Here is a 23,533-nt window from a genome sequence, read left to right on the forward strand (position 1 = left end):
GTGCAATCACGTGCAATCGACGGGCGAACCGGTCTACGCGAACGCGCTCATGCCCGTGATGTCGCGGCCGATGAGCAGCGCCTGGATGCTCTCGGTGCCCTCGTACGTGTGGATCGCCTCGATGTCGGCCATGTGCTGCATGACGCCGTTCTCGAGCAGGATGCCGTTGCCGCCGAGCATGTCGCGGGCGGTCGACGCGATCCGCCGGGCGGCGCGGGTGTTGTGGTACTTCGCGAGCGAGGCCTGGGTCGGGCGCAGCTCGCCGCGCTCCTCGAGGTCGGCCATCCAGCGGCAGTAGAGCTGCATCGCGGTGAGCTCCTCGAGCATGTTCGCGAGCCGTTCCTGCACCATCTGGAACTTTGCGAGCGGCTTGCCGAACTGGATGCGCTGCTGCGCGTACGACAGCGCGGCCTCGTAGCAGGCTGTCGCGTGCCCGAGCGCCGACCACGCGACACCCGAGCGGGTCGAGTACAGCACGGTCGAGGCATCCTTGAAGCTCTTCGTCCCCGGCAGCACCGCATCGCGCGCCACGCGCACGCCGTCGAGCACGATATGGGCCTGGTGGATGCCGCGCAGCGACGCCTTCCCCTGGATCACGGCGCCGAGATAGCCCGGGGTCTCCTGCTCGACGAGGAAGCAGCGCACCGCGCCGTGGAACTCGTCGTCGTCTGCCTCGACGCGCGCCCACACGAACGTGATGCCGCCCGACGCGCCGTTGCCGATCCACTTCTTCGCGCCGTCGAGCACCCACCCGCCGGTGGCGTCGTCGCGGCGCGCGGTCGTCTCGAGCGACACCGAGTCCGATCCGTGATCGGGTTCGGTGAGGGCGAAGGATGCCGCGACCTCGCCGCGCGCGACCGGCACCAGCCAGCGCGACTGCTGCTCGTCGCTGCCGAACAGCGCGAGGGTGCGCAGGGCCAGGCCGCCCTGGACGGCGAGCACCGTGCCGAGCGAGCCGTCGCCGCGCGAGATCTCCATGTTCACCAGGCCCGCCGCGAGCGGCGAGAAGCGGGTGAGCGCCGGATGCACGATGCCGTCGTTGAAGAGGTCGAGCTCGCCGCCGCGCATCGCGAGGTCCAGGGGATACGCGCCCGTGTCCCACGCCTCGAGCATGTGCGGGCCCACCTCGTCGACGTACGACTGCGCGCGCTCCCAGGCGTCGCGGTCGGCGGCGGGGATGTCGGCGAACACGGCGTAGTAGTCGGTGCCGCGGCGGCGGGTGACGTCGTAGCCCTCGACGCGCTGGCCGGGGCGGGGCTGGAAGTCGGTCACGATCGGACTCCTGACACGGGCGGACGGGTGGTGGCAGCATCCGGTCCTCTTGGAACTGAATCCCACGACTAATAGTACTCAGTGTCATGTGCCGCCGTCGGAATGCCGGATCGGCGTGAGGCGGAGCCGGGAAGGGTGGTACGGTGTCAAAACCGACCAGCCGGTATGTCGCGGCTGGGGATGCGCAAGGAGGCGCCATGACCCACGACCACTCCCGCCGTTTCGCGGGGACCGTGTCGCTCGTCACCGGCTCGAGTCGGGGCATCGGCTTCGCGATCGCGCGGCGGCTCGTGGACGAGGGCGGGGCCGTCGTGATCACCGGGCGCAAGCAGGACTCGCTCGACGCGGCAGTCGCCGAGCTGGGCTCGGCGGCGACGGCGGTCGCGGGGCGCGCCGACGACCCTGACCACCGCGCCGCGGTCTTCGCGCACATCGCCGAGCGGCACGGCCGTCTCGACCACCTCGTCAACAACACCGGCATCAACCCCGTCTACGGCCCGATCGTCGACATCGATGCGGAGGCCGTGCGCAAGATCCTCGAGGTGAACGTCGTCTCGGCGCTCGACTGGACCCGCGCGGCGCTCGCCGCCGGGCTGTCGCGCTCGGTCGTCAACATCGCCTCGGTCGCCGGCCTCGGCGCGAGCCCGAACATCGCGTTCTACGGCATCTCGAAGGCGGCGCTCATCAACCTGACGGCGCAGCTCGCCTACGAGCTGGCGCCCGGCATCCGCGTGAACGCGGTGGCTCCCGCCGTCATCAAGACCGCGTTCGCGCGGGCGCTCTACGAAGGGCACGAGGCGGAGGCGTCCGCTGCGTATCCGCTCGCCCGTCTCGGCGAAGTGGCTGATGTCGCAGGACCCGTGGCCTTCCTGCTCTCCGACGACGCCGCGTGGATCACGGGCCAGACTCTGCCGATCGACGGCGGCGCCGGCATCCGTCCCCTCGTGTGACACGGGTCGCGGCCGGTTCGGGTGAAGGATGAAGGCATGAAGGATTCCCACGTCGCCGACGACGTCACCCGTGCCGCCGTCGAGCTGTTCGCCCGCCAGGGGTACGCCAACACGAGCGTGCAGCAGATCGTCGAGGCCGCCGGCGTCACCAAGGGCGCGATGTACCACTACTTCGAGTCGAAGGACGATCTGCTCTTCGGCATCTACGAGCGACTGCTGACGCTCCAGAAGGCGCATCTCGACGAGATCATCGCGCGCGGCGGCACCACCGACGAAGTGCTGCGTGCGGTGTGCATCGACGTGCTCGAGACGTCGATCGACTCGATGGAGGAGGGCGCGGTCTTCTTCCGCAGCCTCAACATGCTGTCGGCGCCGCGCCGGCAGGAGGTCACGCGCCGTCGCCGCGCCTACCACGACGAATTCGCCGAGCTGATCTCGCGCGGGCAGGCCGAGGGCGTCTACCGCACCGACATCCCGCTCGCGATGCTGGTCGCCCACTTCTTCAGCGACGTGCACTACCTGTCGCACTGGTACTCGCCCGAGGGTCCGGAAGACAAGACGCTCGTCGCCGAGCAGCTGACCGACCTGTTCCTGACCAGTCTGAGGAGAACGGATGCTGCAACCTGACGCGACCGTCGACGCCGACGTCGCCGCGACCGATGCCGGGGGCTCGGTGCCCGAGGCGATGCGCGCGTGGCGCGTGACGAGGCTCGGCGAGCCGGCCGGCGCGCTGTCGCTGGACACCGTGCCGGTTCCCGCGGCGGGCGCGGGGGAGGTGCTCGTGCGGGTGAGCGCCGTGGCGGCGAACTTCCCCGACGTGCTGCTGTGCCGCGGCGAGTACCAGGTCAAGCCCGAGCTGCCGTTCTCGCCGGGGATCGAGCTCGTCGGGACCGTGGTCGCGATGGGCGCCGAGGTGTCGGGGGTCGACGTGGGCGATCGCGTGGTCGGGTCGAAGATCGGGGTGCTGGCCGAGTACGCCGTCCTGCCGGCTGCCGACGTGTGGACGGCGCCGTCGGCGCTCTCCGACGCCGAGGCCGCGGGGCTCACCGTGGCGTACCAGACGGCGTGGTTCGGGCTGCACCGCCGGGCCGCGCTGCAGGCGGGCGAGTGGCTGCTGGTGCATGCCGCCGCCGGCGGGGTCGGCCTCGCGGCGGTGCAGCTCGGCGTGGCCGCCGGTGCGCGGGTGATCGGCGTCGTCGGCTCGCAGGCCAAGGCCGCGGCCGCCCGCGACGCCGGCGCCGACGTCGTGCTGGTGCGAGGTGCCGACGACCTGGTCGCGGGAGTGAAGGCCGCGACCGGTGGGCACGGCGCCGACGTCGTGTTCGACCCGGTCGGCGGAGAGGCGTTCGTCGCGTCGACGAGATGCATCGCCTTCGAGGGGCGCCTCATCGTGGTGGGGTTCGCGGGTGGCACGATCTCTTCCGTGCCCGCGGGGCACGTGCTGGTCAAGAACTACTCGGTGGTCGGGCTTCACTGGGGGCTGTACCCCGGTGTGCGGCCGGATCTCGTGCGGGAGGCCCGCGGGGCGCTGACGCAGCTCGCGGATGCCGGCGCGCTGCGCCCGGTCGTCGACCGCGTCGTGCCCTTCGACCGCGCGCCCGAGGCGCTGACCGCCCTGGCCTCGGGTGCGACCGTGGGCCGCGTCGTGATCGAGGCGGCCTCGTGAGCCGGTTCGACCTCGACGGCAGGGTCGCGCTCGTGACCGGCGGGGCGCGAGGGATCGGCGAGGCCTATGTCCGGGCCCTGCACGAATCCGGCGCGCGTGTCGTGATCGCCGACCTCCTCGACGACGCCGGTGCCGCGCTCGCCGCGGAGCTCGGGGATCGGGCGCGGTTCGTGCACCTCGATGTCACCGACGAGAGCGCATGGGATGCGGCGGTGGCAGCATCCGTCGACGCATTCGGGGCTGTCGACGTCCTCGTGAACAATGCGGGCATCGCGAACGCCGCGCCGATCGAGCATCTGACCACCGAGAAGTGGAACGCCGTCATCGCGGTCAACCTCACCGGCGTCTTCTTCGGCTGCCGCGCGGTCGTGCCGGTGATGAAGTCTCAGGGTCGCGGCTCGATCGTCAACATCTCGTCGGTGGAGGGCATGCGCGGCAGCCCCGGTCTGCACGGCTATACGGCGGCGAAGTTCGGCGTGCGCGGCCTGTCGCAGTCGCTCGCCGTCGAGCTCGGGGCGTCCGGCATCCGGGTGAACTCGGTGCATCCGGGGTTCATCACCACGCAGATGACCACGCGCATCGATCCCGCCCACCTCGACATCCCGCTCGGCCGCCCGGGCGAGCCGGAGGATCTCGCCGGCACGATCGTGTTCCTCGCGTCCGACGCCTCGTCGTTCACGAGCGGCGCCGAGTTCGTCGTCGACGGCGGCATGATCGCCGGCATTCCGCACAAGTAGCGGGTTCGACCGGGCCGCGCGCTCCGAGTCGCGCCGAGGCAGGGGATTCCCGCCGACACCGAGGGCGTCGTTCCCGGTATCGGCGGGAGTCCCCTGTTTCGCGTCGTGGCGGCGCGGCCGCGCATGCCGCGGGGCTTGTCACGATCGTGCAACAGGAACATACCGCCTGGTCGGTTTCTCCTGTACAGTGGGGGCACCCGACACGAAGAGGTGCCGATGAACCCCCGATTCCCTGACCAGACCCCGCGCTCGACGCCCGGTGAGCCTGCGGAGACGGATGCTGCGACCGCCGCGCTCCCCCGCGTCGAGGTCGCCGGACTCCGCGTCGCCTTCGGCGGGCTGACCGCCGTCGACGACGTGTCGTTCGACGTGCGCCCGGGTGAGGTGGTCGCGCTCATCGGACCCAACGGCGCTGGCAAGACCACGGTCTTCAACGCCGTGTGCGGACTCGTGCGTCGCCGGGGCGAGGTGCGGATCGACGGCACGGCGGCGCCGCGGCGCACGGCTGGGCTGACGGCTCGCGGCGTCTCGCGCACGCTCCAGGGGCTCGGGCTCTTCTCAGGGCTGACGGTGCGCGAGAACGTGCTGCTCCCGGTCGCCGGACGGCGCGACGCCGAGGCGCTGGTCGCCGCGCAGCTGCGCGAGCTCGGCCTCGAGCCTCTCGCCGGTCGCCCGGTCGCCGCGCTGCCGTACCCCGATCGTAAGCGCGTCGCCCTCGCTCGGGCGCTCGTGACCGCACCGCGGCTGCTGCTCCTCGACGAGCCGGCGGGCGGCCTCGGCGCCGACGACATCGCGGCGCTCGGGGCGACGATCGCCCGGGTGGCCGATGCCGGCTGTGCGGTGCTGCTCGTCGAGCACCACGTGGACTTCGTCATGGGCCTCGCCGATCGCATCGTCGTCCTCGACTTCGGCCGTGTGATCGCCCACGGCACGCCCGACCAGGTGCGCACCGATCCGCGAGTCGAAGAGGCGTACCTCGGCGTGAAGGCGAGCGCATGAGCGCGGCGGCCGAAGCCCCCACGCGGACGCGCGGCGCCCTCGAGATCCGCGACCTGACCGTCGGCTACGGCGGCGCTCCGGTGCTCCATGAGGTCGCGTTCGCCCTGGCTCCCGGCGAGGTCGTGGCCCTCCTCGGCGCGAACGGCGCCGGCAAGACCACCCTCTTGCGCACCCTCGCAGGACTGGTGGCCGCAGCATCCGGAACCGTCCTCCTCGACGGCGACGACCTCGCGGCCCTCCGCACGGAGGACCGGGCACGTCGCGGGCTCGCGCTCGTGCCCGACGGGCAGAGCGTGGTCGCCGAGCTCACGGTCGACGAGAACCTGCGGCTGGGCGCCCTGTGGCGCTATCGCGGCGCGGCGCGGGAGCGCGCGATCGCCGACGTCTACGCGCTGTTCGAGCCGCTCGCCCGTCGGCGCGCGAGCGCGGGCCACCAGCTCTCGGGCGGCGAGCGGCAGATGCTCGCGCTCGGCCGCGCGCTCATCGCCGACCCGGTGGTGCTCGCGCTCGACGAGCCGTCGCTCGGGCTCGCGCCGCTCGTCGTCGCCCAGCTCATGGGGACGCTTCGGGATGCCGCGGCCCGCCGTGGCCTGACCGTGCTGCTGGCCGAGCAGAACGTCACGAGCGCCCTGTCGATCGCCGACCGGGGCGTCGTGCTCGACCTCGGACGCGTCGTCGCCGACGCTCCGGCCGCCGTGCTCGCCGCCGACGAGACCCTCCGACACGCCTACCTGGGATTCTGATGGACCGACTGCTCTTCCTCCTGGCCACCGGGCTCGCGCGCGGCGCGATCTTCGCCCTGTTCGCCCTGTCGCTCGTGCTCATCTGGCGTGCCGCGCGGATCGTCAACTTCGCGCAGGGCGCCATGGCGCTCGTCGCGACGTACGCCGCGTTCGCCGTCACCGGCCTCACCGGCTCGTACTGGGCGGGCCTCGCGGGCGGCCTGCTCGCCGGCGCCGCGCTCGGCTTCGCCGTGGAGCGCGGGCTGATGCGCTTCGCCCCGCACTCGAGCCCGCTGTCGGGTGTGATCGTGGCGATCGGGCTCGTGATGGTGCTGCAGTCGCTGCTCGGGATCCTGTTCGGCGCGCAGTACCTCCCGATGCGGGCGCCGTTCGACGACAGCCCGATCATGGTCGCCGGGGTGCCGCTGCTCTCGCCGTACGACCTGTTCGTGCTCGCGGTCGCGCTGGTGGTGATGGCCGGGCTCGCGCTGCTGTTCACCCGCACGTCGCTGGGACTCCAGCTGCGCGCCTCGGCATTCGCGCCGGAGGTGTCACGCGTCCTGGGCGTGCGCGTCAGCCGCATGGTGACGATCGGATGGATGCTGTCCGCCGCCGTCGCCGCGCTGGCAGCGCTGCTCCTCGTCCCGACGGAGCTCGGCCTCAACCCCCACGCGACGGACATGCTCTTCGTGTACGCGTTCGCGGTGGCGGTGGTCGGCGGACTGGACTCGCCGGTCGGCGCGCTCCTCGGAGGACTCGTCGTCGGAGTCGCGATGACGCTCGTCACGGGCTACCTGGGTGCCACCGTGGCGCCGATCGGGATCCTGGTGCTCCTGGTCGGGGTGCTGCTCGTGCGACCAGGCGGGATCTTCTCGCTGCGGGAAGCGAGGAGCGCATGACCCGGCTGCTTCCCTCGCTGCGAGGCATCCCTCGCACCATCGTCTTCGGCGCGACGCTCACGGTGCTCGCGATCGGCGGCACCTTTCTGCTCGATCCGTACCGCAACTTCCAGCTCGCGACGATCGCCGCCTACTTCTGCGCGACGGCGGGGCTGACGCTCCTGATCGGCCGGAGCGGGCAGTTGTCGCTCGGTCAGGCGGCGCTCATGGCCGCGGGCGGCTACGGATACGCCCTCACGGCGAATGCGATGACGGATGCCGGGGTCACCGGCGTCCCCCGCTTCCTCGCCGGCATGCTCGCCGCGGTGGCGGTCTCGGGTGCGCTCGGGTGGCTGCTCGGCCTGGCGGGCGCGCGGCTGCGCGGACCGTACCTCGCCGGCGTGACCCTGACGCTGGTGATCGCGGTGCCCGCCGTGGCGGACGTGTTCTCGGGAGCGCTGCGCGGTGACCAGGGACTGCAGATCGCCTACGACGGCGTGCCGCCGGTGCTCGAACGGCTCATCGCCGTGGAGCAGTGGCAGGCGTGGGTCGCGATCCTCGTGGCGGGCGTCGTGGTGACGGGTCTCGTGGTCATCGCGCGCGGTCGCCTCGGCCTGCGGATGCGCGCCGTGCGCGACGACGAGACCGCCGCGCGCCTGAACGGCGTGCGCTCGGGGCGCGTCAAGGTGACCGCGTTCACCGTGAGCTCGGTCGCCGCCGGCGCGGGCGGCGCGGTGCTGTGCTTCGCGACCCAGTCCGTCAGCCCCGGCGCGTACACGCTCGCGTTCTCGCTGCTGCTGGTCGTCGCGGTCGTGCTCGGCGGGCTCGGCAGCATCGGCGGCGCGGCCTTGGGCTCGGCGCTCATCGTGCTGCTGCCGTGGCTACTCTCCACGGCGACGGCGTCGCTGCCCGTGCCCACCGAGGTCGCGCAGCGGCTGTCGGGCAACCTCTCGATCCTCGTCTTCGGCGTACTGCTCATCGTCGTGATGCTCGTCCGGCCCGGCGGCCTGGCGAGCCTGCGTCACCGCGGACGGCGCCGCACCGCCCGGTCCGCTCCAGAGCTCGCCGCCCCCGCCGCGCCCGCCGCGGACCCCGACCACGCCGAGGCGCCGGTCGCCGCCGCCGGCGCCGGGGCGCAGCATCCGTGACTCCTCCGCACCCTGCACGACCCACACCACACAGAAAGAGGTGACCATGTCACAGCACTCCCTCGCACGCCGCGTCGCGGCGATGGCCGGCGCATCCGCCGTCCTCGTCGCGCTCGCGGGATGCAGCACACCTTCCGCTCCCGCGGCCACGGACGAAGACGTCCCCGGCATCACCGACGACACCGTCACGGTCGGCACGCACACGCCGCTGACCGGGCCGGCCGCCGCCGGCTACGCGTCGATCTCGGCCGCCGCGACGGCGTACTTCGCCTACCTCAACGACAACGGCGGGGTGCACGGCCGGTCGATCGAGTACCTCGTCAAGGACGACGGCTACAACCCCGCGAACACGCAGACCGTCGTGCGCGAGCTCGTCCAGGAGGACGAGGTGTTCGCGATCCTCAACGGCCTCGGCACGCCCACGCACACCGCCGTGCTCGACTACCTGAACCAGAACGAGGTGCCCGACCTGTTCGTCGCCTCGGGATCGACGAGCTGGAACCAACCCGAGAAGTACCCCTACACGTTCGGGTTCAACGCCGACTACGTCGTCGAGGGGGCCGCGCTCGCGCAGTACGCGGCCGACGAGTACACCGACGCGACCGTATGCCTGCTGGGGCAGGACGACGACTTCGGCGACGAGATGATCGAGGGCGCCGAGCTCGCGCTCGGCGCCGACGGGCTCGCCGCGGTCGAGCGCTACTCGGTGTCGAACCAGGACGTCGCAGCCCAGGTCGGCGCGCTCAAGGCGGCCGGGTGCGAGATCAACATCCTGGGCACGATCAACGGCTTCACGGCTCTCGCGGTCGGGACAGCGGCGCAGCTGGGGTGGTTCCCGAAGTGGTTCTCGTCGTCGTCGGGCGCCAACTACGAGACGCTGGTCGGCTACCTCGGCGAGGACGTCGGGCCGAAGCTGCTGCAGGGCCTCGTCGGCACCAACTACCTGCCGGCGTCGGGCGGCGACTCCGAGTGGGTGGCGCTGTTCCGCGAGATCAACGACGAGTACAACGACGGTGCCGTTTTCGACGGCAACACCGTCTACGGCATGAGCGTCGCGTACCTGTTCGCCGAGGCGCTCGAGGCCGCGGGCGAGGACCCGACGCGCCAGTCGCTCATCGACGCCGTGCAGTCGGGCGATCTCGGGGGCAACGGCATCCTTCCGCTCTCGTTCGCCGAAGACAGCCACGCCGCGTATCTCGGCGTCGGCATCACCACCGTCGACCAGGGCGTGCAGGACTACGTCGGCGCGACCTACGCCGTCGACGGTGGCTCCGTGGCAGCGGTCGACCCGGCGCCGGTGGCACTGTCGGGCAAGGGCGTGCCCGGCTCCTGAGCGGATCCCCCCACCGCCGAAGGCCCGGACCCCGCGTGGGTCCGGGCCTTCGCCCGCCCTCAGGACGACCGATGCCTCGCACCCGCGCGGGTGCGAGGCATCGGCGACGCCGAGCGCCGAGCTATGCCACGGGCGAGAACCGGGCGACGAGCTCGCGCTTGAGGACCTTGCCGCTCGAGCCGAGGGGCAGCGACGCCACCACGTGCACGACGCGCGGGTACTTGTATGCCGCAATGCGGTCGCGGACGAACGCCACCACCTCCTCCGGCTCCACCTCGACGCCGTCGTGCGCCACCACGGCGGCGTGCACCTCCTGGCCGCGCACGGCATCGGCGACGCCGAACACCGCGGCGACGGCGATGCCGGGGTGGCGCGCGAGCACCGCCTCGACCTCGGTCGGATACACGTTGTACCCCGAGCGCACGATCATGTCCTTCTTGCGGTCGACGATCGTGAGGACGCCGCCGGCATAGGTGCCCAGGTCGCCGGTGCGGAACCAGCCGTCGACGACGGCGGCGGCCGAGGCATCCGTCCGACCGAGGTAGCCCTTGAACACGTTGTGGCCGCGCACGACGACCTCCCCGAGGGCGTCCGGCGCGTCGAGCAGCACGACAGCCTCCTCGCGGTCGGGATCGGCGATCGCGATGTCGACGCCCCACAGCGCCCGCCCGACGGTGCCCGGCCGGATCGCCTCGCGCAGCGGGTTCGACGACACGGTCGGCGCGGTCTCGGTCAGCCCGTAGCCCTCGTGCACGTCGGCTCCGAAGGACTCGCGGAACGCGTCGAGCACCGCGACCGGCAGCGCCGCCCCGCCCGACACCGCGTACCGCAGCGGGGGCCGTGCCGGCGAGCGGCGCGCGGCTTCGAGCATGCCGACGTACATCGTGGGCACAGCCGTGAACACGGTCGCCCCCAGCGACGAGGTGAGCGCGAGCGCCTCGTCGGCGTCGAAGCGCGGGAGGAGGACGACGGATGCCCCGACCCGCAGTGCGATGTTCATCACGGCGGTCTGCCCGAAGGTGTGGAACAGCGGCAGGCCGCCGAAGACGACATCGTCCGCGCGCAGGTCGAAGGCGTCGATGAGCGTGGTGTGCACCTGCTCGACGATGGACAGGTGGGAGCCGACCGCACCCTTGGGGGTTCCCGTCGTGCCGCTGGTGTAGAGGATGGTCGCAGCATCCAACGGTCCGACCGGTTCGTGGCGCGCGATCGGCGCGACCGCCGTCGCCTCGATCTCGAGACGCGGCAGGTCGATACCCGCGTCGGCCGGCAACAGCACCGTGACGAGCGGCACGCCGGCCGCAGCCGCCGCGGGCACCGCCTCGCCGAGCAGCGGCGCGGCAGCCACGAGCACGTCCGCACCGGAGTCGCGCAGCACGTACGCGATCTCGTCGGCCTTGAACAGCAGGTGCACCGGCACGACGATCGCGCCGAGCGACAGCGCCGCGTAGTAGACACGGGCGAAGTCGGGCACGTTCGGCACGAGCATCGCGACGCGATCGCCACGGCCGATGCCGCGTGCGCGCAGCGCGCCGGCGTACGCGCAGGTCTGGTCCCAGAGATCGCGGTACGTGACGGTGCCGCCGGCGAAGTGGAACGCCGTGCGCTCCGCGTGCCGCACGGCCGACTCGGCGAGGATGCTCGCCACCGACAGCGTCGCGAAACCCGCGCCGTCGATCGCGGGGTCGGGGGTGTGGGTCATGTCGTCTCCTTCGACGCTCGAACCGGGACGGATGCTGCGGCGCGGTGTCCGTCAGGGGCGCAGCTGGGCGCGGCCCAGGCTCGCAAGATGCACCTCGTCGGGGCCGTCGGCGATGCGCAGCGAGCGCACGCCGGCGTAGAGCTCGGCCAGTGGGGTGTCGGACGAGACCCCTGCGCCGCCATGGAGCTGGATCGCCCGGTCGACGATCTGCTGCACGGCGCGGGGCACGGCGATCTTGATCGCCTGGATCTCGGTCATCGCGCGGCGGTTGCCGACGGTGTCCATCAGCCAGGCGGTCTTGAGGACGAGGAGCCGGAGCGCCTCGAGCTGGATGCGGGCCTCGGCGATCCATTCGCGGACGACGCCCTGCTCGGCGAGCGTGCGCCCGAACGCGTGCCGCGCCGATGCCCGCTCGACCATGAGAGCCAGCGCGCGCTCGCCCATGCCGAGCGCCCGCATGCAGTGGTGGATGCGCCCCGGTCCCAGCCGGGCCTGGGCGATCGCGAAGCCGTCGCCCTCGCCGGCGATGAGGTTCCCGGCGGGTACGCGCACGTCGTCGAACGCGATCTCGGCGTGACCGCCGTGATCGCGGTCGTCGTATCCGAAGACGGTCAGTGGGCGCACGATGCGCACCCCCGCCGCGTCGCGCGGAACCAGCACCATGGACTGCTGACGGTGGCGCGCAGCATCCGGATCCGTCTTGCCCATCACGATGAAGACCGCCGCGTCCGGATTCATCGCGCCGGTCGACCACCACTTGCGCCCGGTGATGACGTAGTGGTCGCCGTCGCGGCGGATGCGGGTGCCGACGTTCATCGCGTCCGAGGAGGCGGCATCGGGCTCGGTCATGCAGAACGCCGAGCGGATGCGTGCGTCGAGCAGCGGCTCGAGCCAGCGCTCCTTCTGTGCGGGCGTGCCGAAGTCGTTCAGCACCTCCATGTTGCCGGTGTCCGGCGCGGCGCAGTTGAACGCCGGCGGGGCGAGGCGCGGGCTCCACCCCGAGACCTCGGCCACGGGCGCGTACTGCAGGTTCGTGAGGCCGGCACCGCCGTGGTCGCCGGGGAGGAAGAGGTTCCACAGGCCCTGCGCGCGGGCCTGCGCCTGCAGCTCGCGCACGACGGGGCGCACCGTCCAGTCGTCCGGCGTGGCCGCGAGCTCCGCGTCGAGCACGGGCTCGGCGGGGAGCACCTGCTCCTCGAGGAAGGTGCGGGCGCGCCCGGTGAAATCGAGGGTCGTGGCATCAGGGGCGAAGTCCATCAGCGCACCTCCTGTGCGTGGGCGTCGAGGGTGGCGAGGCCGGTGAGGGCGAGCGGCTCGACGAGCCCGCCCATACGGTCGAAACCCTCACCGACGGTGTCGCCTGCCTGGTACCGGAAGTGGATGCCCTCGAGGATCACGGCGAGCTTGTAGGCGGCGAAGGCGCGGTACCACCGGAGATCGGGCACGGCGATGCCGGCACGTTCGGCATACGCGTCGACGAGTTCGCCGAACTGCGGGTAGCCCGCGCTCGGATCGACGGCGCTGGGCACCACGCCGGCCCCGCCGGGCAGGTCCGAGATGTCCCAGTAGAGACCGAACATGCCGAGGTCGACGAGCGGGTCGCCCAGAGTCGCCATCTCCCAGTCGAGGATCGCCGAGATGCGCGGCTCGTCCGCCTCGCCGACGACGAGCGCGTTGTCGAGCCGGTAGTCGCCGTGCACGATCCCGGCACGGGACGAGTCCGGGACGCCGCCCGTCAGGCTCGCCTGCAACGCGTCGAGCGTCGGCGTGGCGCGGGAGCGGGAGGCGTCGAGCTGTCGCCGCCAGGTGGCCAGCTGGCGCGCGAGGTAGCCGTCCGGGCGTCCGAAGCCGCCGAGGCCGACGGCGACCGGGTCGACCGCGTGCAGGTCTGCCAGGTGCCGGCCGAGGTCGAGGCTCAAACGACGCAGACCCGCCGCGGTGTACTCCGAGTTCTGCGCGCGCCGCGCGAGCACCTGACCGGGCGCACGCTCCATCACGAAGAACACCGTGCCGGTGACGAGACCGGAGGCGGTGTCGTCGACGACGTCGATGGCGTGGGGGACCGGCACGCCGGTGCCGGCGAGGGCGGAGATCACGCGATGCTCGCGGCGCATGTCGTGGGCGCTGGAGAGCACGTGGCCGAGCGGAGGGCGCCGCACGATGAGCGGGACCCGTGCACCGTCGACCGCGTAGGTGAGGTTGCTGCGACCACCCGCGATCACCGTCGCCGCGAGATCCTCGGCCGCGAGCTCGGGATGCGCCTCGCCCAGCCACGCGGTCAGGCCTGCGGCATCCAAACCGGGTACTGCGGTCATCCTCGACCCCCTCCGCGCCCCGTCGTCGGGGTCATGAGATAAGCATACCGGATGGTCGGTTTGTTAAGAAGTCGAGCGTGCTCGTGCTCGCGGCGTCCGGTGGCCGACGAGCCGGCGAGGCTGCGAGGCTGCGCTCAGGCGGCGAGGATGCGGGTCTCGATCGCGGAGCGCACGGATGCCGGCACCGGCGTCGGGCGCCGTGTCGCAGCATCCACGAACACGTGCACGAATCGCCCCGTCGCGATCGGGTCGTCCTCTCCGCGGCGGAGGATGCTGAGTGCCCAGGTGATGCTCGTCGTGCCGAGTCGCTCGACGCCGATGCCCACCTCGAGCGCCTCGGGGAAGCCGGCCGACGCGAGGAACTCGCACGACGACGCCGCGCACAGCGCGATCGCGTCGCCGCCGACGGGTTCGAGCCCACCCTCGCGGATCATGAAGGCGTTGACCGCGGTGTCCATCGCGGCGTAGTAGACCGTGTTGTTGAGGTGCCCGTACTGGTCGTTGTCGTTCCAGCGCGTCGCGAACGGCTCCCGCACCGGATAGGCCGCGTTCACCCGTCGACCCGCAGGGTCAGGCGGAACGCGACGCGGGCGCGCTCGGCGCTCGGGGTGTCGCCCGAGATGAGGTCGGCGTACGTGAACGACTCCGACAGGCGCACCAGGATGTACGCCAGGTCGGCGGGTGCGATGGCGCCGCCGAGGGGTGCCTCGCCGAGGTCGCGGTGGACGAGCCACTCGGCCGTCGCGACATAGCGCCGCTGGATCGGGCTCTCCTTCGTGGTGAGCAGGCGCAGCGCGCGTGCCGGCTCGCGGCGCAGGAACGAGCGGAAGTAGTCGGCGGTGATGAGGTCGTCGACGAAGTGGGTGAGGATGCCCGCGATCCGCTCGCCGCCGGTGAGGCTGCCGCCGGCGTGCTCGGCCTGCACCAGGGTCGGGACGGCGAGCGACCACAGCACCTCGCTGAGCAGGGCATCGCGATTGCCGACCCATCTGAACAGGGACGTGCGATCGACGCCCAGTGTGCCGGCGAGCGCCGTCATGTCGATGCGGCGGCCGCCGATGAGCGTCGCGCGGGCCGCGTCGAACGCGCGCTGCGCGTCGGGGTGCGCACCGCTCGCCAGGCGTTCCGACAGCCACGACGGCGCAGCATCCGTCCCCACCGTCGCGATGGTCGGCGTGGTCGTCACCGTCGAGGTCATGCGGGAACTCTACCTCTCGCCGGCGAATGACGTGCAACGTTTCGGAAAGTGTTGTGCAACAGTCTGGAAAGTGATGCATACTCGTCGCACGACGACCGAAGGAGACACGATGACGTTCACCTTGACCGAGCCGACCGCCGACGAGTCGGTGCTTCCCGCCGCTGCGGAGGTGCTCGACGCCGACTTCTACGCGTTCCAGGAGCTGCTGACGGACCTCGAGCAGCGGGCGCTGCGCGAGATCCGCGGCTTCCTCGAGACCGAGGTGCGGCCGTTCGCCGACGACCACTGGGATCGCGCCGAGAGCCCTCGCCACCTCGTGCCGAGGATCGCCGAGCTCGGCCTGTACGGCAACGCGTTCCCCGAGACGCGGCGGTTCGAGAACAGCAACGTGTTCCGCGGGTGGGTGGCGATGGAGATCGCGCGCGCCGATCCCTCGACCGCGACCTTCATCGGCGTGCACAGCGGCCTCGCGATGACCTCGATCGCCGTCGGCGGGTCCGACGAGCAGCGCGCCGAGTGGCTGCCTGTGCTGGCGCGCGGCGAGCAGATCGCGTGCTTCGGCCTCACGGAGCCCGGCCACGGCTCTGACACGGCGAAGGGGCTCGAGACGACCGCCGAGCGGCGGCGCGGTCCGAACGGCGACGAATGGGTGCTGAACGGTGCGAAGCGGTGGATCGGCAACGGGGCTTTCGCCGACGTGGTGGTGATCTGGGCGCGCGATGTCGCCGACGACCACGTGAAGGGCTTCCTCGTGCGCACGCCTTCGGTCGGCTTCGAGGCGACGAAGATCGAGCGCAAGCAGTCGCTGCGCACGGTCGAGAACGCCGACATCGTGCTGACCGACGTGGTGGTGCCCGAGCGTGACCGGCTGCAGAGGATCGACGGCTTCCGCGATCTGGCCGCGGTCCTGCGGATCACGCGCGCGCAGGTGGCGTGGCAGGCGCTCGGCGTCGGCGTCGGCGCCTATGAGTGCGCCGTCGCGTATGCGAAGGCACGCGTCCAGTTCGGCAAGCCCATCGCGTCGTTCCAGCTCGTGCAGCAGAAGCTCGCTGACGCGCTCGCGAACATCACCGCGTGCATCGGCATGTGCGTGCGGGTGTCGCAGCTGCAGGACGACGGCCTGCAGAAGGACCATCACTCCGCCATGGCCAAGGCCTTCGTGAGCGCCCGCGTGCGCGAGACGGTCGCCCTCTGCCGCGAGATCTGCGGCGGCAACGGCGTGCAGCTCGGGGGCCAGGAACAGCTCGGCATCCCTGCCGGCTACGGCATCGCGCGCTATTTCGCCGACGCCGAGGCCGTCTTCACGTTCGAGGGCACGTACGACATGAACTCCCTCATCGTCGGCCGCGCCATCACCGGCCTCCCCGCGTTCGTCTGAAGGAGAAGCAATGAACGAGGCCTACATCGTCGCCACCGCCCGCTCGCCGATCGGCCGCGCGCGCAAGGGGTCGCTCGTCGACGTGCGACCCGACGACCTGGCGGCGCGCATGGTGCGCGCCGCGCTCGACAAGGTGCCCGCGCTCGACCCCGCACGCATCGACGACCTGCTGCTCGGCTGCGGGCAGCCGGCGGGGGAGCAGGGGTTCAACCTCGCCCGCATCGTCGCGGTGCTGCTCGGCTGGGACGCCGTGCCGGGCGCGACGGTGAACCGCTACTGCTCGTCGTCGCTGCAGACGACGCGCATGGCGTTCCACGCGATCAAGGCCGGCGAGGGCGACGTGTTCGTCTCGGCCGGCGTCGAGGCGGTGTCGCGTTACGGCGCGGGGGCTTCGGATGTTCCGGATGCGGTGAACCCGGCGTTCGGTCCCGCGCTCGCGCGCACGGCTGCCCGGGCCGGCACCGGGTCCGCGGTGTGGACCGACCCGCGTGAGGACGAAGCGCTGCCCGACCCGTACATCGCGATGGGGCAGACGGCAGAGAACGTGGCGCAGCTGCACGGGGTCTCCCGCGCGGAGCAGGACGCGTTCGCCGCACGGTCGCAGCAGCGCGCCGAGGCGGCGATCGCGTCGGGCTTCTGGCGGCGCGACATCACGCCGGTGACCCTCGCCGACGGGACGCTGGTGGGCGCCGACGACGGGCCGCGACCGGGCGTCACGGTCGAGGCGCTCGCCGGCCTCGACCCGGTGTTCCGCCCCGACGGCACGGTGACAGCGGGCAACTGCTGCCCGCTCAACGACGGGGCGGCTGCGGTCGTGATCGTGTCGGCCCGCGTCGTCGACGAGCTCGGACTCGAGCCGCTCGCGCGCATCGTCTCGACCGGCGTCTCGGGGCTCTCGCCCGAGGTGATGGGTCTCGGCCCGGTCGAGGCATCCCGTCGCGCGCTCGCGCTGGCCGGACTGTCGATCGACGACATGGACCTGGTCGAGATCAACGAGGCGTTCGCGGCCCAGGTGATCCCGTCGGCGCGCGAGCTGGGTGTCGACCCCGAACGACTCAACGTGCACGGCGGCGCCATCGCCGTCGGGCACCCGTTCGGCATGACCGGCGCCCGCATCACGTCGACCCTCATCAACGGCCTGGCCGAGACCGGCGGCCGCTACGGGCTCGAGACGATGTGCGTCGGCGGGGGTCAGGGCATGGCGATGGTGCTCGAGCGCGTGTGACCCGGCCGATCAGCTTGGGGGGTCGCCCACGCACGGCCTCTGTCCCGTGTCGGCGTCCGCGGCCATAATGGCGGCGTGAGCGAGATCAAGACGCAGGCGACCGACGCCGATGTGACGGCCTTCCTCGGGGCGGCGACGCCGCAGCGCCGCCGTGAGGACGGCATCGAACTCGCGCGGATCTTCCACGAGGTGACCGGGGCCGACCCCGTGATGTGGGGTCCGTCGATGATCGGGTACGGCAGCTACCGGTACGTGTCGCCGTCCGACCCGAAGCGGCAGGGCCAGTGGCCGAAGACGGCATTCTCGCCGCGCAAGGCGTCGCTCTCGCTGTACGGACTGAAGGACCTCCCCGCTGGAGCGGCCCTCCTGCCCGAGCTCGGAAAGTACACCGAGGGCGCCGGCTGCGTGTACGTGAAGAAGCTCGACGACATCGACCTCGATGTCCTGCGCCGGCTGATCGCCATCGCGTGGGAGCGCGGCGACGACCCGCTGCCCTGACCTGCCCCGGTCCGTGTCGGAGCCGCACCGTAGGCTCGGTGCCGTGGCCTCCCTCGACGATCTGCGCCGCACCGCTGCGGCGCTGCCCGGCAGTGAGGAGCGCGCGACGACCGGCGGTGCCGCGTGGTTCGTGCGGTCGAAGCTCTACGCGTGGGAGTGCCACCCGTGGCCGAGCATCCCCGACGACGTGCGCGCGATCATCGCGTCCGAGCTCGTCGTCGGCGTGAAGGTCGCCGACCCCATCGACGCCCTCGCCCTGGTCGAGATGGAGCCCGACCTGTTCCTGCGCACGACCACGCCGTGGGGTGAGCCGAAGGTCGCGTTCCGCATGGCCGGCATACCCGCTGATCACCTCGCCGAGCTCGTCACCGAAGCCTGGCGCGTCCAGGCGCCCAAGTACCTGCGACGCGAATTCGACGAGACCGGCCGCTGACGCCGCGTCGGCGCGACGCCGTCGCACGACGGCTCACGCTCGCGGCGACGGGACGGCACGACGTGCGGCCACCACGCGCCCGGCCTCCAGACGGACGACGAGGTCGGCCGCGTCGATCAGCGCGTGGTCGTGGCTGACGCACACGACCGCTGCGCCCCGATCCGCCTCCGCCCTCACGGCGTCGAGGATCCGCTCGGCGCTGTCGGCGTCGAGGGCTGTCGTCGGCTCGTCGAGCAGCAGGACGTCGGCGCCCCGTGCGAGCCCTTGCGCGAGGAGCGCACGCTGCCGCTGCCCTCCCGACAGGGCGCCGAACGGCGAGCGTTGCAGGGCCGCCAGATCGAGCCGCTCGACGGCGTCGTCCACGGCGCGCCGCGCCGCACGGTCCAGCCGGCGCCACGGGCCGGCGCGCCCCCATGCTCCGATCGTGACGACATCGCGAAGGGTGAGCGGGAGCGCCTCCGAGACCGCAGCGCGCTGCGGCACGAAGGCGCGCGTCGCCGACCGGTCCTCGATCGTGCCGGCGGAGGGGGCGCGGGTGCCGGCGAGCACTTCGAGCAGCGTCGACTTGCCCGCCCCGTTCGGCCCGGCGATCACGGTGACGGCCCCGGGCTCGCCGTGGAGATCGACTCCGCGCAGCACCGGACTGCCGGCGATGCTGACATGGATTCCTCGCGCCGAGAGCACGGCGACCGGCGGCTGAGCGGAGGGCATACTCCTCACTCTAGTTGATTTTGAGAATCGTTCTCATTAACGCTACCGTCGTCGCTCGTGACCCTGATCCTCGATCCCTTCGCCCTGGACTTCATGCAGCGGGCGCTGCTGGGCGGCTGCTTCGTGGCGATCCTGTGCGGCGTGGTGGGAACGTGGGTCGTCGCTCGCGGCATGGCGTTCCTCGGCGAGGCCCTCGGTCACGGCATGCTTCCCGGCGTCGCACTCGCGACCGTGCTGGGAGTGCCGGTGCTCCTCGGCGCCGGTGCCAGCGCGGCGGCGATGAGCCTCGGCATCGGAGCGCTCCAGCGACGCGGCCGCATGTCGTACGACACGAGCATCGGCCTGCTCTTCGTCGCGATGCTGGCCGCCGGCGTGCTCGTGATCTCACACTCAGGGAGCTTCGCCACGGATGCCACGGCCATCCTGTTCGGCGACATCCTGGCGATCTCCGCGGACGATCTGGTCGTGCTCGCGTGGGCGACGGGGGCAGGCCTCGCCGTCGCGGCGCTCGCACATCGGTCGCTCGTGGCCCTGGCCGTCGACGCGCGGGTCGCGGCGGTGCTCGGGCTGGCGCCGCGGATCGCTCAGGCGGCGCTGGTCGGCTTGGTGACCCTTGCCGTCGTGGCCTCGTACCAGGCCGTCGGCTCCCTGCTCGTCGTGGGTCTGCTGATCGCGCCCGCAGTCGCGGCCTCGCGCTGGACGGCGCGGGTGCCGTCGACGATGGCCCTCGCCTGCGGGTTCGGGGTGGTCGGGGTGGGGCTGGGACTGCTGCTGTCCTGGTACGCCGGCACGGCCGCCGGCGCCTCGATCGCCCTGATCTCCGTGCTCGCGGCGGGCACCTCGTGGGGGCTGCGCGCACTGTCGGTGCGCCTGCGTCCTCCCGCCGTGCGCGCCTGATCCGCCATCCTCTCCGCGGCTCGCTGTCGCGGGGCCCTCACCCACAAGGAATGAAGAACGTGCCACACCGCTCGCTGTTCGTCGCTGCCCTCTTCGCGGGTGCGGCGCTCGCCCTCACCGGCTGTGCCCAGCCCTCTCCGAGAGGCCCCACCCCCGCCCCGGCAGCAGATGACCACGGCGCCGTCACCGGCGCCGCTGAGGTCAGTGAGCCGCAGCTCGCCCTGATCACCGTCGACCCCGACGGCGACGTGCATCAGCTCGACCTCCTCGACGAGAGCGTCGCCGAGCTCGGCACTGTGACGGCGCCCGTGCGAACGGCGACCGACGGCCGCTACGTCTTCGCCGACGGCGGAGAGGGCGTCTCGATCATCGACAGCGGGCGATGGACGTGGGATCACGTCGACCACTTCCACTACTACCTGGGCGAACCCGCGCTGCTCGGCGCGGTCGCGGGCAGCGGGCCCGCAGCGGTGGCCACGACGATGTCGTCCACGACCGGGGGCACCGGGATCTTCTTCGCCGGCAGCGGAGAGGCGGTTCTCCTCGACACCGGAGCGCTGGCGAAGGGCGAGATCGTCGAGCGGTTCCGCATCCAGACCGGCGCCCACGACGGCGTGGTCGTGCCCCTCGGATCGTTCGCACTCGTCACGCAGCCGCGGGACGGTGTGGCAGCATCCGTGACCGTGCTGGACGAGCACGGCGTGCTCGTGCCCGGCGCGACCGCCGCGTGCGCGGATGCGCGGGGCACCGTGACCACCCGCGTGGGCGCCGTGATCGGGTGCGCGGACGGCGCGCTGCTCGCGAGCCTCGTCGACGGCGCGGTGGAGATCGAGCGCATCGCGTATCCGGCCGACACGGCGGTCCCGCCCGCTCGCGCGTTCGCGGGGCGCGACGGTCGCCCGACGGTCGCAGGACTCGCGGGGACGGACACCATCTGGCTGCTCGACACGCGCGACCGCGCGTGGACCCTGCTCCGCGTCGATCGGCCGATCGTGCAGGCGACCGCGGTCGACGACGAGGCCGATCATGTGCTGGCGCTCGGCGCGGACGGCCGCGTGCTCGTGATCGACGGCGTGAGCGGGCAGACGATCGCGCAGACCGAGCCCCTCGTCGCCGAGTCGCTGGCAACGGATGTCGGGTCGCCGGCGCTGGTCGCCGACCAGCATCGCGCCTACCTCAACGCGCCCGCCGAAGGTGTCCTCTACGAGATCGACTTCGCCGACGGGGCCCGGATCGCGCGGACGTTCCCGACGCCGGCGATGCCGGCCTTCCTCGCGGAGACAGGCCGATGAGGCGCCACGGGCGACGAGCCCTCGGTGCTCTCGCAGTGGCCGTGCTCGCAGCATCCGTCGTCTCCGCCTGTGCCTCCGCGGACGGAGAGCGGCCCCTCGTCGTCGTGTCGACGAACATCCTCGGCGACGTCGTGGACGAGCTCGTGGGAGACGACGTCGAGGTGATGACGCTGATGCGGCCCGACGCCGATCCGCACTCGTTCGAGATCTCGGCACAGGATGCTGCGCGCCTGCGCAGTGCCGATCTGCTCGTCTCGAACGGACTGGGCCTCGAGGAGGGGTTGCAGCAGCATCTGGACGCCGCGGCGGCCGATGGCGTCGCGACGTTCGTCGCGGGTGACGCGATCGATGTGCTCGCCTATGCCGAAGGCGACGCCGGGGTTCCCGACCCGCACTTCTGGACGGATCCCGCCCGGATGACCGATGTCGTCGTCGCGCTGCGCGGGCCGCTGGCGGTCCTGCCGGGAGTCCGCGGCGCCGACGTCGATGCACGCGTGGACGCCTATCTGGCCGAGCTCGAAAGCCTCGACGAGGAGATGGCGACCGCCTTCGCGGTCATCCCGGCAGGGCGTCGCGCGCTCGTCACGAACCACCATGTCTTCGGCTATCTCGCCGAGCGCTACGGATTCCGGGTCGTCGGCGCCGCGATCCCGGGCGGCACGACACTCGCTGCGCCGAGCGCCTCGGACCTCGCCGACCTCGCCACCGCGATCGAGCGCACCGGCGTGCCGTCGATCTTCGCCGAGTCCTCGTCGCCGGATCGCCTGATGCGCGCGCTCGCGGAGGAGACCGGCACGCACGTCGACGTCGTCGAGCTGTACACCGAGTCGCTGACCGCGGCCGGCGGAGGCGCGGACGACTACCTGACCATGATGCGCGAGAACACGCGGCGCATCGCCACCGGGCTCTCGCAGTGAGCCCCATCCAGAAAGAGGAACACCAAATGCGCACACGCACGCTGCGTCGCGCCGGCCTGATCGCCGTCGCCGCCGGTGCCGTCGCCACGCTTGCGGCCTGTTCATCGACGCCGGCGGCCTCCGTCGACGGCGGTGCCGCCGCGGCGACCCCGGCGGCGGCCGGACCCCGCATCGCCGTCTCGTACGAAGGAGGCATCCTCGTGCTCGACGCGGAGAGCCTCGAGACGGTCGCCGATCTGGACTCCGAGGAGTTCACGCGGCTCAACGCGGCGGGCGACGGCCGCCACGTGCTCGTCACGATGAGCGAGGGCTTCCAGGTGCTCGACACCGCCGCCGGCAGCACGGAGGAGCCGGAGCTCACCGACCTCGTGTTCGCCGCCGATACCCCGGGGCATGTCGTCCGCCACGGCGGCAAGACGATCCTGTATGCCGACGGCACGAGCGACACGACGATCTTCGACACCGACGCGCTGCTGTCGGCCGGGGACGGTCTGCCCGCCACCGAGACGATCCCGGGCGTCGAGGCGCACCACGGCGTCTCGGTCGTGCTCGAAGACGGCACCTTCCTCACGACTGTGGGCGGCCCCGACGGACGGACCGGCATCACGGCGCAGGACGGGTCCGGCGCGCTGATCGCGACGAGCAACGCGTGCCCGGGCATCCACGGCGAGGGGACCGCCGCCGACGAGGCCGTCGTCTTCGGCTGCGAGAACGGCGCCCTGGTCTACCGCGACGGCGAGATCCTGAAGCTCGACGCCCCCGACCAGCCATACGGCCGCATGGGCAACGCCTACGTCAGCGAGACGAGCCCGCTCGTGGTCGGCGATTACAAGACCAACCCGGATGCCGAGGGCTACCTCCTCGCGGCGGTCACGGTGATCGACACGGTGGCCGGCACGCTCGACGTCGTGGAGCTGCCCGACGGCGTGGAGTACACCTTCCGTGACATCGCGCGCGGCCCCGAGGACCTCGCGTACATCCTCTCGAGCGACGGGGCGATCCACGTGTTCGACCCCGCCACGACGGAGATCGTCGACGCGTTCCCCGTGGTCGACCCGTGGGAGGGGCCGGTCCAGTGGCAGGACCCGCACCCTGCCATCGTCGTGGCGGATGACTTCGCGTACGTGACGGAGCCTGCGGTCCGCGCGGTCCACGCCGTGGACCTCACCTCGGGCGAGATCGTCTCCACGACGACGCTCGACGTCACGCCGAACGAGATCGCGGTCGCCGGCAGCTGACGGGGTGCGAGGGTCGGCCGGTCC

The 23,533-nt window shown here is 72.1% G+C and carries 24 protein-coding genes; 17 read left to right on the plus strand and 7 right to left on the minus strand.

The genetic code is table 11. The annotated features are described in order from the left end of the window. Positions 1-33: 33 nt before the first annotated feature. A complete protein-coding gene (locus tag ACFC1I_RS12025; protein WP_376009440.1) occupies positions 34-1,272 on the minus strand; it encodes an acyl-CoA dehydrogenase family protein in 1,239 nt (412 codons plus the stop codon). 197 nt (positions 1,273-1,469) lie between these two features. Between ACFC1I_RS12025 and ACFC1I_RS12030 the strand changes: the two genes are divergently transcribed. The 9 genes from ACFC1I_RS12030 (at position 1,470) to ACFC1I_RS12070 (ending at position 9,705) form a co-directional block, all read left to right on the plus strand. Then, entirely contained in the window at positions 1,470-2,222 is a 753-nt protein-coding gene (locus ACFC1I_RS12030) for an SDR family oxidoreductase (RefSeq protein ID WP_376009442.1), read from the plus strand. 36 nt (positions 2,223-2,258) lie between these two features. Beyond that, the gene (locus ACFC1I_RS12035) at positions 2,259-2,849 is read left to right on the plus strand and encodes a TetR/AcrR family transcriptional regulator (protein WP_376009445.1); all 591 of its coding nucleotides are present in this window, start codon (positions 2,259-2,261) and stop codon (positions 2,847-2,849) included. Beyond that, complete coding sequence (locus ACFC1I_RS12040) at positions 2,836-3,888, plus strand: NADPH:quinone oxidoreductase family protein (protein WP_376009448.1); 1,053 nt, start codon at positions 2,836-2,838, stop codon at positions 3,886-3,888. The genes ACFC1I_RS12035 and ACFC1I_RS12040 overlap by 14 nt, the downstream gene beginning before the upstream one ends. Beyond that, positions 3,885-4,625: a glucose 1-dehydrogenase gene (locus ACFC1I_RS12045; protein ID WP_376009450.1), complete on the plus strand. Its 741-nt coding sequence runs from the start codon at positions 3,885-3,887 to the stop codon at positions 4,623-4,625. The genes ACFC1I_RS12040 and ACFC1I_RS12045 overlap by 4 nt, the downstream gene beginning before the upstream one ends. Before the next feature lie 216 nt (positions 4,626-4,841). After that, the gene (locus tag ACFC1I_RS12050; protein WP_376009452.1) at positions 4,842-5,624 is read left to right on the plus strand and encodes an ABC transporter ATP-binding protein; all 783 of its coding nucleotides are present in this window, start codon (positions 4,842-4,844) and stop codon (positions 5,622-5,624) included. Then, positions 5,621-6,367, plus strand: coding sequence for an ABC transporter ATP-binding protein (locus tag ACFC1I_RS12055; RefSeq protein ID WP_376009455.1), 747 nt, complete (start codon positions 5,621-5,623; stop codon positions 6,365-6,367). Before ACFC1I_RS12050 ends, ACFC1I_RS12055 begins: the two co-directional genes overlap by 4 nt. Continuing rightward, entirely contained in the window at positions 6,367-7,245 is an 879-nt protein-coding gene (locus tag ACFC1I_RS12060; RefSeq protein WP_376009457.1) for a branched-chain amino acid ABC transporter permease, read from the plus strand. The genes ACFC1I_RS12055 and ACFC1I_RS12060 overlap by 1 nt, the downstream gene beginning before the upstream one ends. Next, positions 7,242-8,372, plus strand: coding sequence for a branched-chain amino acid ABC transporter permease (locus tag ACFC1I_RS12065; RefSeq protein ID WP_376009459.1), 1,131 nt, complete (start codon positions 7,242-7,244; stop codon positions 8,370-8,372). Before ACFC1I_RS12060 ends, ACFC1I_RS12065 begins: the two co-directional genes overlap by 4 nt. Before the next feature lie 46 nt (positions 8,373-8,418). Beyond that, on the plus strand, positions 8,419-9,705 hold the full coding sequence (locus ACFC1I_RS12070) for an ABC transporter substrate-binding protein (RefSeq protein WP_376009461.1): 1,287 nt from the start codon (positions 8,419-8,421) through the stop codon (positions 9,703-9,705). 121 nt (positions 9,706-9,826) lie between these two features. On the opposite strand, the gene ACFC1I_RS12075 is transcribed toward ACFC1I_RS12070, so the two are convergent. From ACFC1I_RS12075 to ACFC1I_RS12095, 5 genes are all read right to left on the minus strand, one after another. After that, complete coding sequence (locus ACFC1I_RS12075) at positions 9,827-11,407, minus strand: AMP-binding protein (protein WP_376009464.1); 1,581 nt, start codon at positions 11,405-11,407, stop codon at positions 9,827-9,829. A 51-nt stretch (positions 11,408-11,458) separates the two neighbouring features. Next, the gene (locus ACFC1I_RS12080; RefSeq protein WP_376009466.1) at positions 11,459-12,664 is read right to left on the minus strand and encodes an acyl-CoA dehydrogenase family protein; all 1,206 of its coding nucleotides are present in this window, start codon (positions 12,662-12,664) and stop codon (positions 11,459-11,461) included. Beyond that, complete coding sequence (locus ACFC1I_RS12085) at positions 12,664-13,722, minus strand: phosphotransferase family protein (RefSeq protein WP_376009468.1); 1,059 nt, start codon at positions 13,720-13,722, stop codon at positions 12,664-12,666. The genes ACFC1I_RS12080 and ACFC1I_RS12085 overlap by 1 nt, the downstream gene beginning before the upstream one ends. 134 nt (positions 13,723-13,856) lie before the next feature. Beyond that, on the minus strand, positions 13,857-14,276 hold the full coding sequence (locus tag ACFC1I_RS12090; RefSeq protein WP_376009471.1) for an acyl-CoA thioesterase: 420 nt from the start codon (positions 14,274-14,276) through the stop codon (positions 13,857-13,859). Further along, the gene (locus ACFC1I_RS12095; protein ID WP_376009473.1) at positions 14,273-14,920 is read right to left on the minus strand and encodes a QsdR family transcriptional regulator; all 648 of its coding nucleotides are present in this window, start codon (positions 14,918-14,920) and stop codon (positions 14,273-14,275) included. The genes ACFC1I_RS12090 and ACFC1I_RS12095 overlap by 4 nt, the downstream gene beginning before the upstream one ends. 109 nt (positions 14,921-15,029) lie before the next feature. On the opposite strand from ACFC1I_RS12095, the gene ACFC1I_RS12100 reads away from it, so the two are divergent. The 4 genes from ACFC1I_RS12100 (at position 15,030) to ACFC1I_RS12115 (ending at position 18,454) form a co-directional block, all read left to right on the plus strand. Next, the gene (locus ACFC1I_RS12100; RefSeq protein ID WP_376009475.1) at positions 15,030-16,298 is read left to right on the plus strand and encodes an acyl-CoA dehydrogenase family protein; all 1,269 of its coding nucleotides are present in this window, start codon (positions 15,030-15,032) and stop codon (positions 16,296-16,298) included. 10 nt (positions 16,299-16,308) lie between these two features. Next, positions 16,309-17,523, plus strand: a complete 1,215-nt coding sequence (locus ACFC1I_RS12105) for an acetyl-CoA C-acetyltransferase (RefSeq protein WP_376009478.1) — start codon at positions 16,309-16,311, stop codon at positions 17,521-17,523. A 75-nt stretch (positions 17,524-17,598) separates the two neighbouring features. Further along, entirely contained in the window at positions 17,599-18,021 is a 423-nt protein-coding gene (locus ACFC1I_RS12110) for a DUF1801 domain-containing protein (RefSeq protein WP_376009481.1), read from the plus strand. 43 nt (positions 18,022-18,064) lie between these two features. Then, positions 18,065-18,454 (plus strand): MmcQ/YjbR family DNA-binding protein, encoded by a 390-nt coding sequence (locus ACFC1I_RS12115; protein ID WP_376009484.1) that lies wholly within the window; start codon positions 18,065-18,067, stop codon positions 18,452-18,454. Positions 18,455-18,487: 33 nt separating this feature from the next. Here ACFC1I_RS12115 and aztA read toward each other — a convergent pair whose 3' ends face one another. Further along, entirely contained in the window at positions 18,488-19,165 is a 678-nt protein-coding gene (gene aztA, locus ACFC1I_RS12120; protein WP_376009487.1) for a zinc ABC transporter ATP-binding protein AztA, read from the minus strand. 57 nt (positions 19,166-19,222) lie between these two features. Between aztA and aztB the strand changes: the two genes are divergently transcribed. The 4 genes from aztB to aztD are packed head-to-tail and all read left to right on the plus strand — an operon-like array spanning position 19,223 to position 23,509. Continuing rightward, positions 19,223-20,062 (plus strand): zinc ABC transporter permease AztB, encoded by an 840-nt coding sequence (gene aztB / locus ACFC1I_RS12125; protein WP_376009490.1) that lies wholly within the window; start codon positions 19,223-19,225, stop codon positions 20,060-20,062. A 50-nt stretch (positions 20,063-20,112) separates the two neighbouring features. Continuing rightward, on the plus strand, positions 20,113-21,354 hold the full coding sequence (locus ACFC1I_RS12130) for an ABC transporter (protein WP_376009493.1): 1,242 nt from the start codon (positions 20,113-20,115) through the stop codon (positions 21,352-21,354). Beyond that, the gene (aztC, locus tag ACFC1I_RS12135) at positions 21,351-22,271 is read left to right on the plus strand and encodes a zinc ABC transporter substrate-binding protein AztC (RefSeq protein ID WP_376009495.1); all 921 of its coding nucleotides are present in this window, start codon (positions 21,351-21,353) and stop codon (positions 22,269-22,271) included. The genes ACFC1I_RS12130 and aztC overlap by 4 nt, the downstream gene beginning before the upstream one ends. Before the next feature lie 26 nt (positions 22,272-22,297). Then, complete coding sequence (gene aztD, locus ACFC1I_RS12140; RefSeq protein WP_376009497.1) at positions 22,298-23,509, plus strand: zinc metallochaperone AztD; 1,212 nt, start codon at positions 22,298-22,300, stop codon at positions 23,507-23,509. Positions 23,510-23,533: the final 24 nt, after the last annotated feature.

Source organism: Microbacterium sp. NPDC056044 (genome assembly GCF_042267145.1).
In the GTDB taxonomy this organism is placed as follows: Bacteria; Actinomycetota; Actinomycetes; order Actinomycetales; family Microbacteriaceae; genus Microbacterium.

Bases quoted from the DNA above. Each gene is read 5' to 3' on its own strand.
- ACFC1I_RS12050 (WP_376009452.1), top strand. From the start codon at position 4,842: ATGAACCCCCGATTCCCTGACCAGACCCCGCGCTCGACGCCCGGTGAG.
- ACFC1I_RS12035 (WP_376009445.1), top strand. From the start codon at position 2,259: ATGAAGGATTCCCACGTCGCCGACGACGTCACCCGTGCCGCCGTCGAG.
- ACFC1I_RS12105 (WP_376009478.1), top strand. From the start codon at position 16,309: ATGAACGAGGCCTACATCGTCGCCACCGCCCGCTCGCCGATCGGCCGC.
- aztC (WP_376009495.1), top strand. From the start codon at position 21,351: ATGAGGCGCCACGGGCGACGAGCCCTCGGTGCTCTCGCAGTGGCCGTG.
- aztD (WP_376009497.1), top strand. From the start codon at position 22,298: ATGCGCACACGCACGCTGCGTCGCGCCGGCCTGATCGCCGTCGCCGCC.
- ACFC1I_RS12065 (WP_376009459.1), top strand. From the start codon at position 7,242: ATGACCCGGCTGCTTCCCTCGCTGCGAGGCATCCCTCGCACCATCGTC.
- ACFC1I_RS12075 (WP_376009464.1), bottom strand. From the start codon at position 11,407: ATGACCCACACCCCCGACCCCGCGATCGACGGCGCGGGTTTCGCGACG.
- ACFC1I_RS12100 (WP_376009475.1), top strand. From the start codon at position 15,030: ATGACGTTCACCTTGACCGAGCCGACCGCCGACGAGTCGGTGCTTCCC.
- ACFC1I_RS12030 (WP_376009442.1), top strand. From the start codon at position 1,470: ATGACCCACGACCACTCCCGCCGTTTCGCGGGGACCGTGTCGCTCGTC.
- ACFC1I_RS12040 (WP_376009448.1), top strand. From the start codon at position 2,836: ATGCTGCAACCTGACGCGACCGTCGACGCCGACGTCGCCGCGACCGAT.
- ACFC1I_RS12060 (WP_376009457.1), top strand. From the start codon at position 6,367: ATGGACCGACTGCTCTTCCTCCTGGCCACCGGGCTCGCGCGCGGCGCG.
- ACFC1I_RS12085 (WP_376009468.1), bottom strand. From the start codon at position 13,722: ATGACCGCAGTACCCGGTTTGGATGCCGCAGGCCTGACCGCGTGGCTG.
- ACFC1I_RS12095 (WP_376009473.1), bottom strand. From the start codon at position 14,920: ATGACCTCGACGGTGACGACCACGCCGACCATCGCGACGGTGGGGACG.
- ACFC1I_RS12055 (WP_376009455.1), top strand. From the start codon at position 5,621: ATGAGCGCGGCGGCCGAAGCCCCCACGCGGACGCGCGGCGCCCTCGAG.
- ACFC1I_RS12070 (WP_376009461.1), top strand. From the start codon at position 8,419: ATGTCACAGCACTCCCTCGCACGCCGCGTCGCGGCGATGGCCGGCGCA.
- ACFC1I_RS12130 (WP_376009493.1), top strand. From the start codon at position 20,113: ATGAAGAACGTGCCACACCGCTCGCTGTTCGTCGCTGCCCTCTTCGCG.
- ACFC1I_RS12080 (WP_376009466.1), bottom strand. From the start codon at position 12,664: ATGGACTTCGCCCCTGATGCCACGACCCTCGATTTCACCGGGCGCGCC.
- aztA (WP_376009487.1), bottom strand. From the start codon at position 19,165: ATGCCCTCCGCTCAGCCGCCGGTCGCCGTGCTCTCGGCGCGAGGAATC.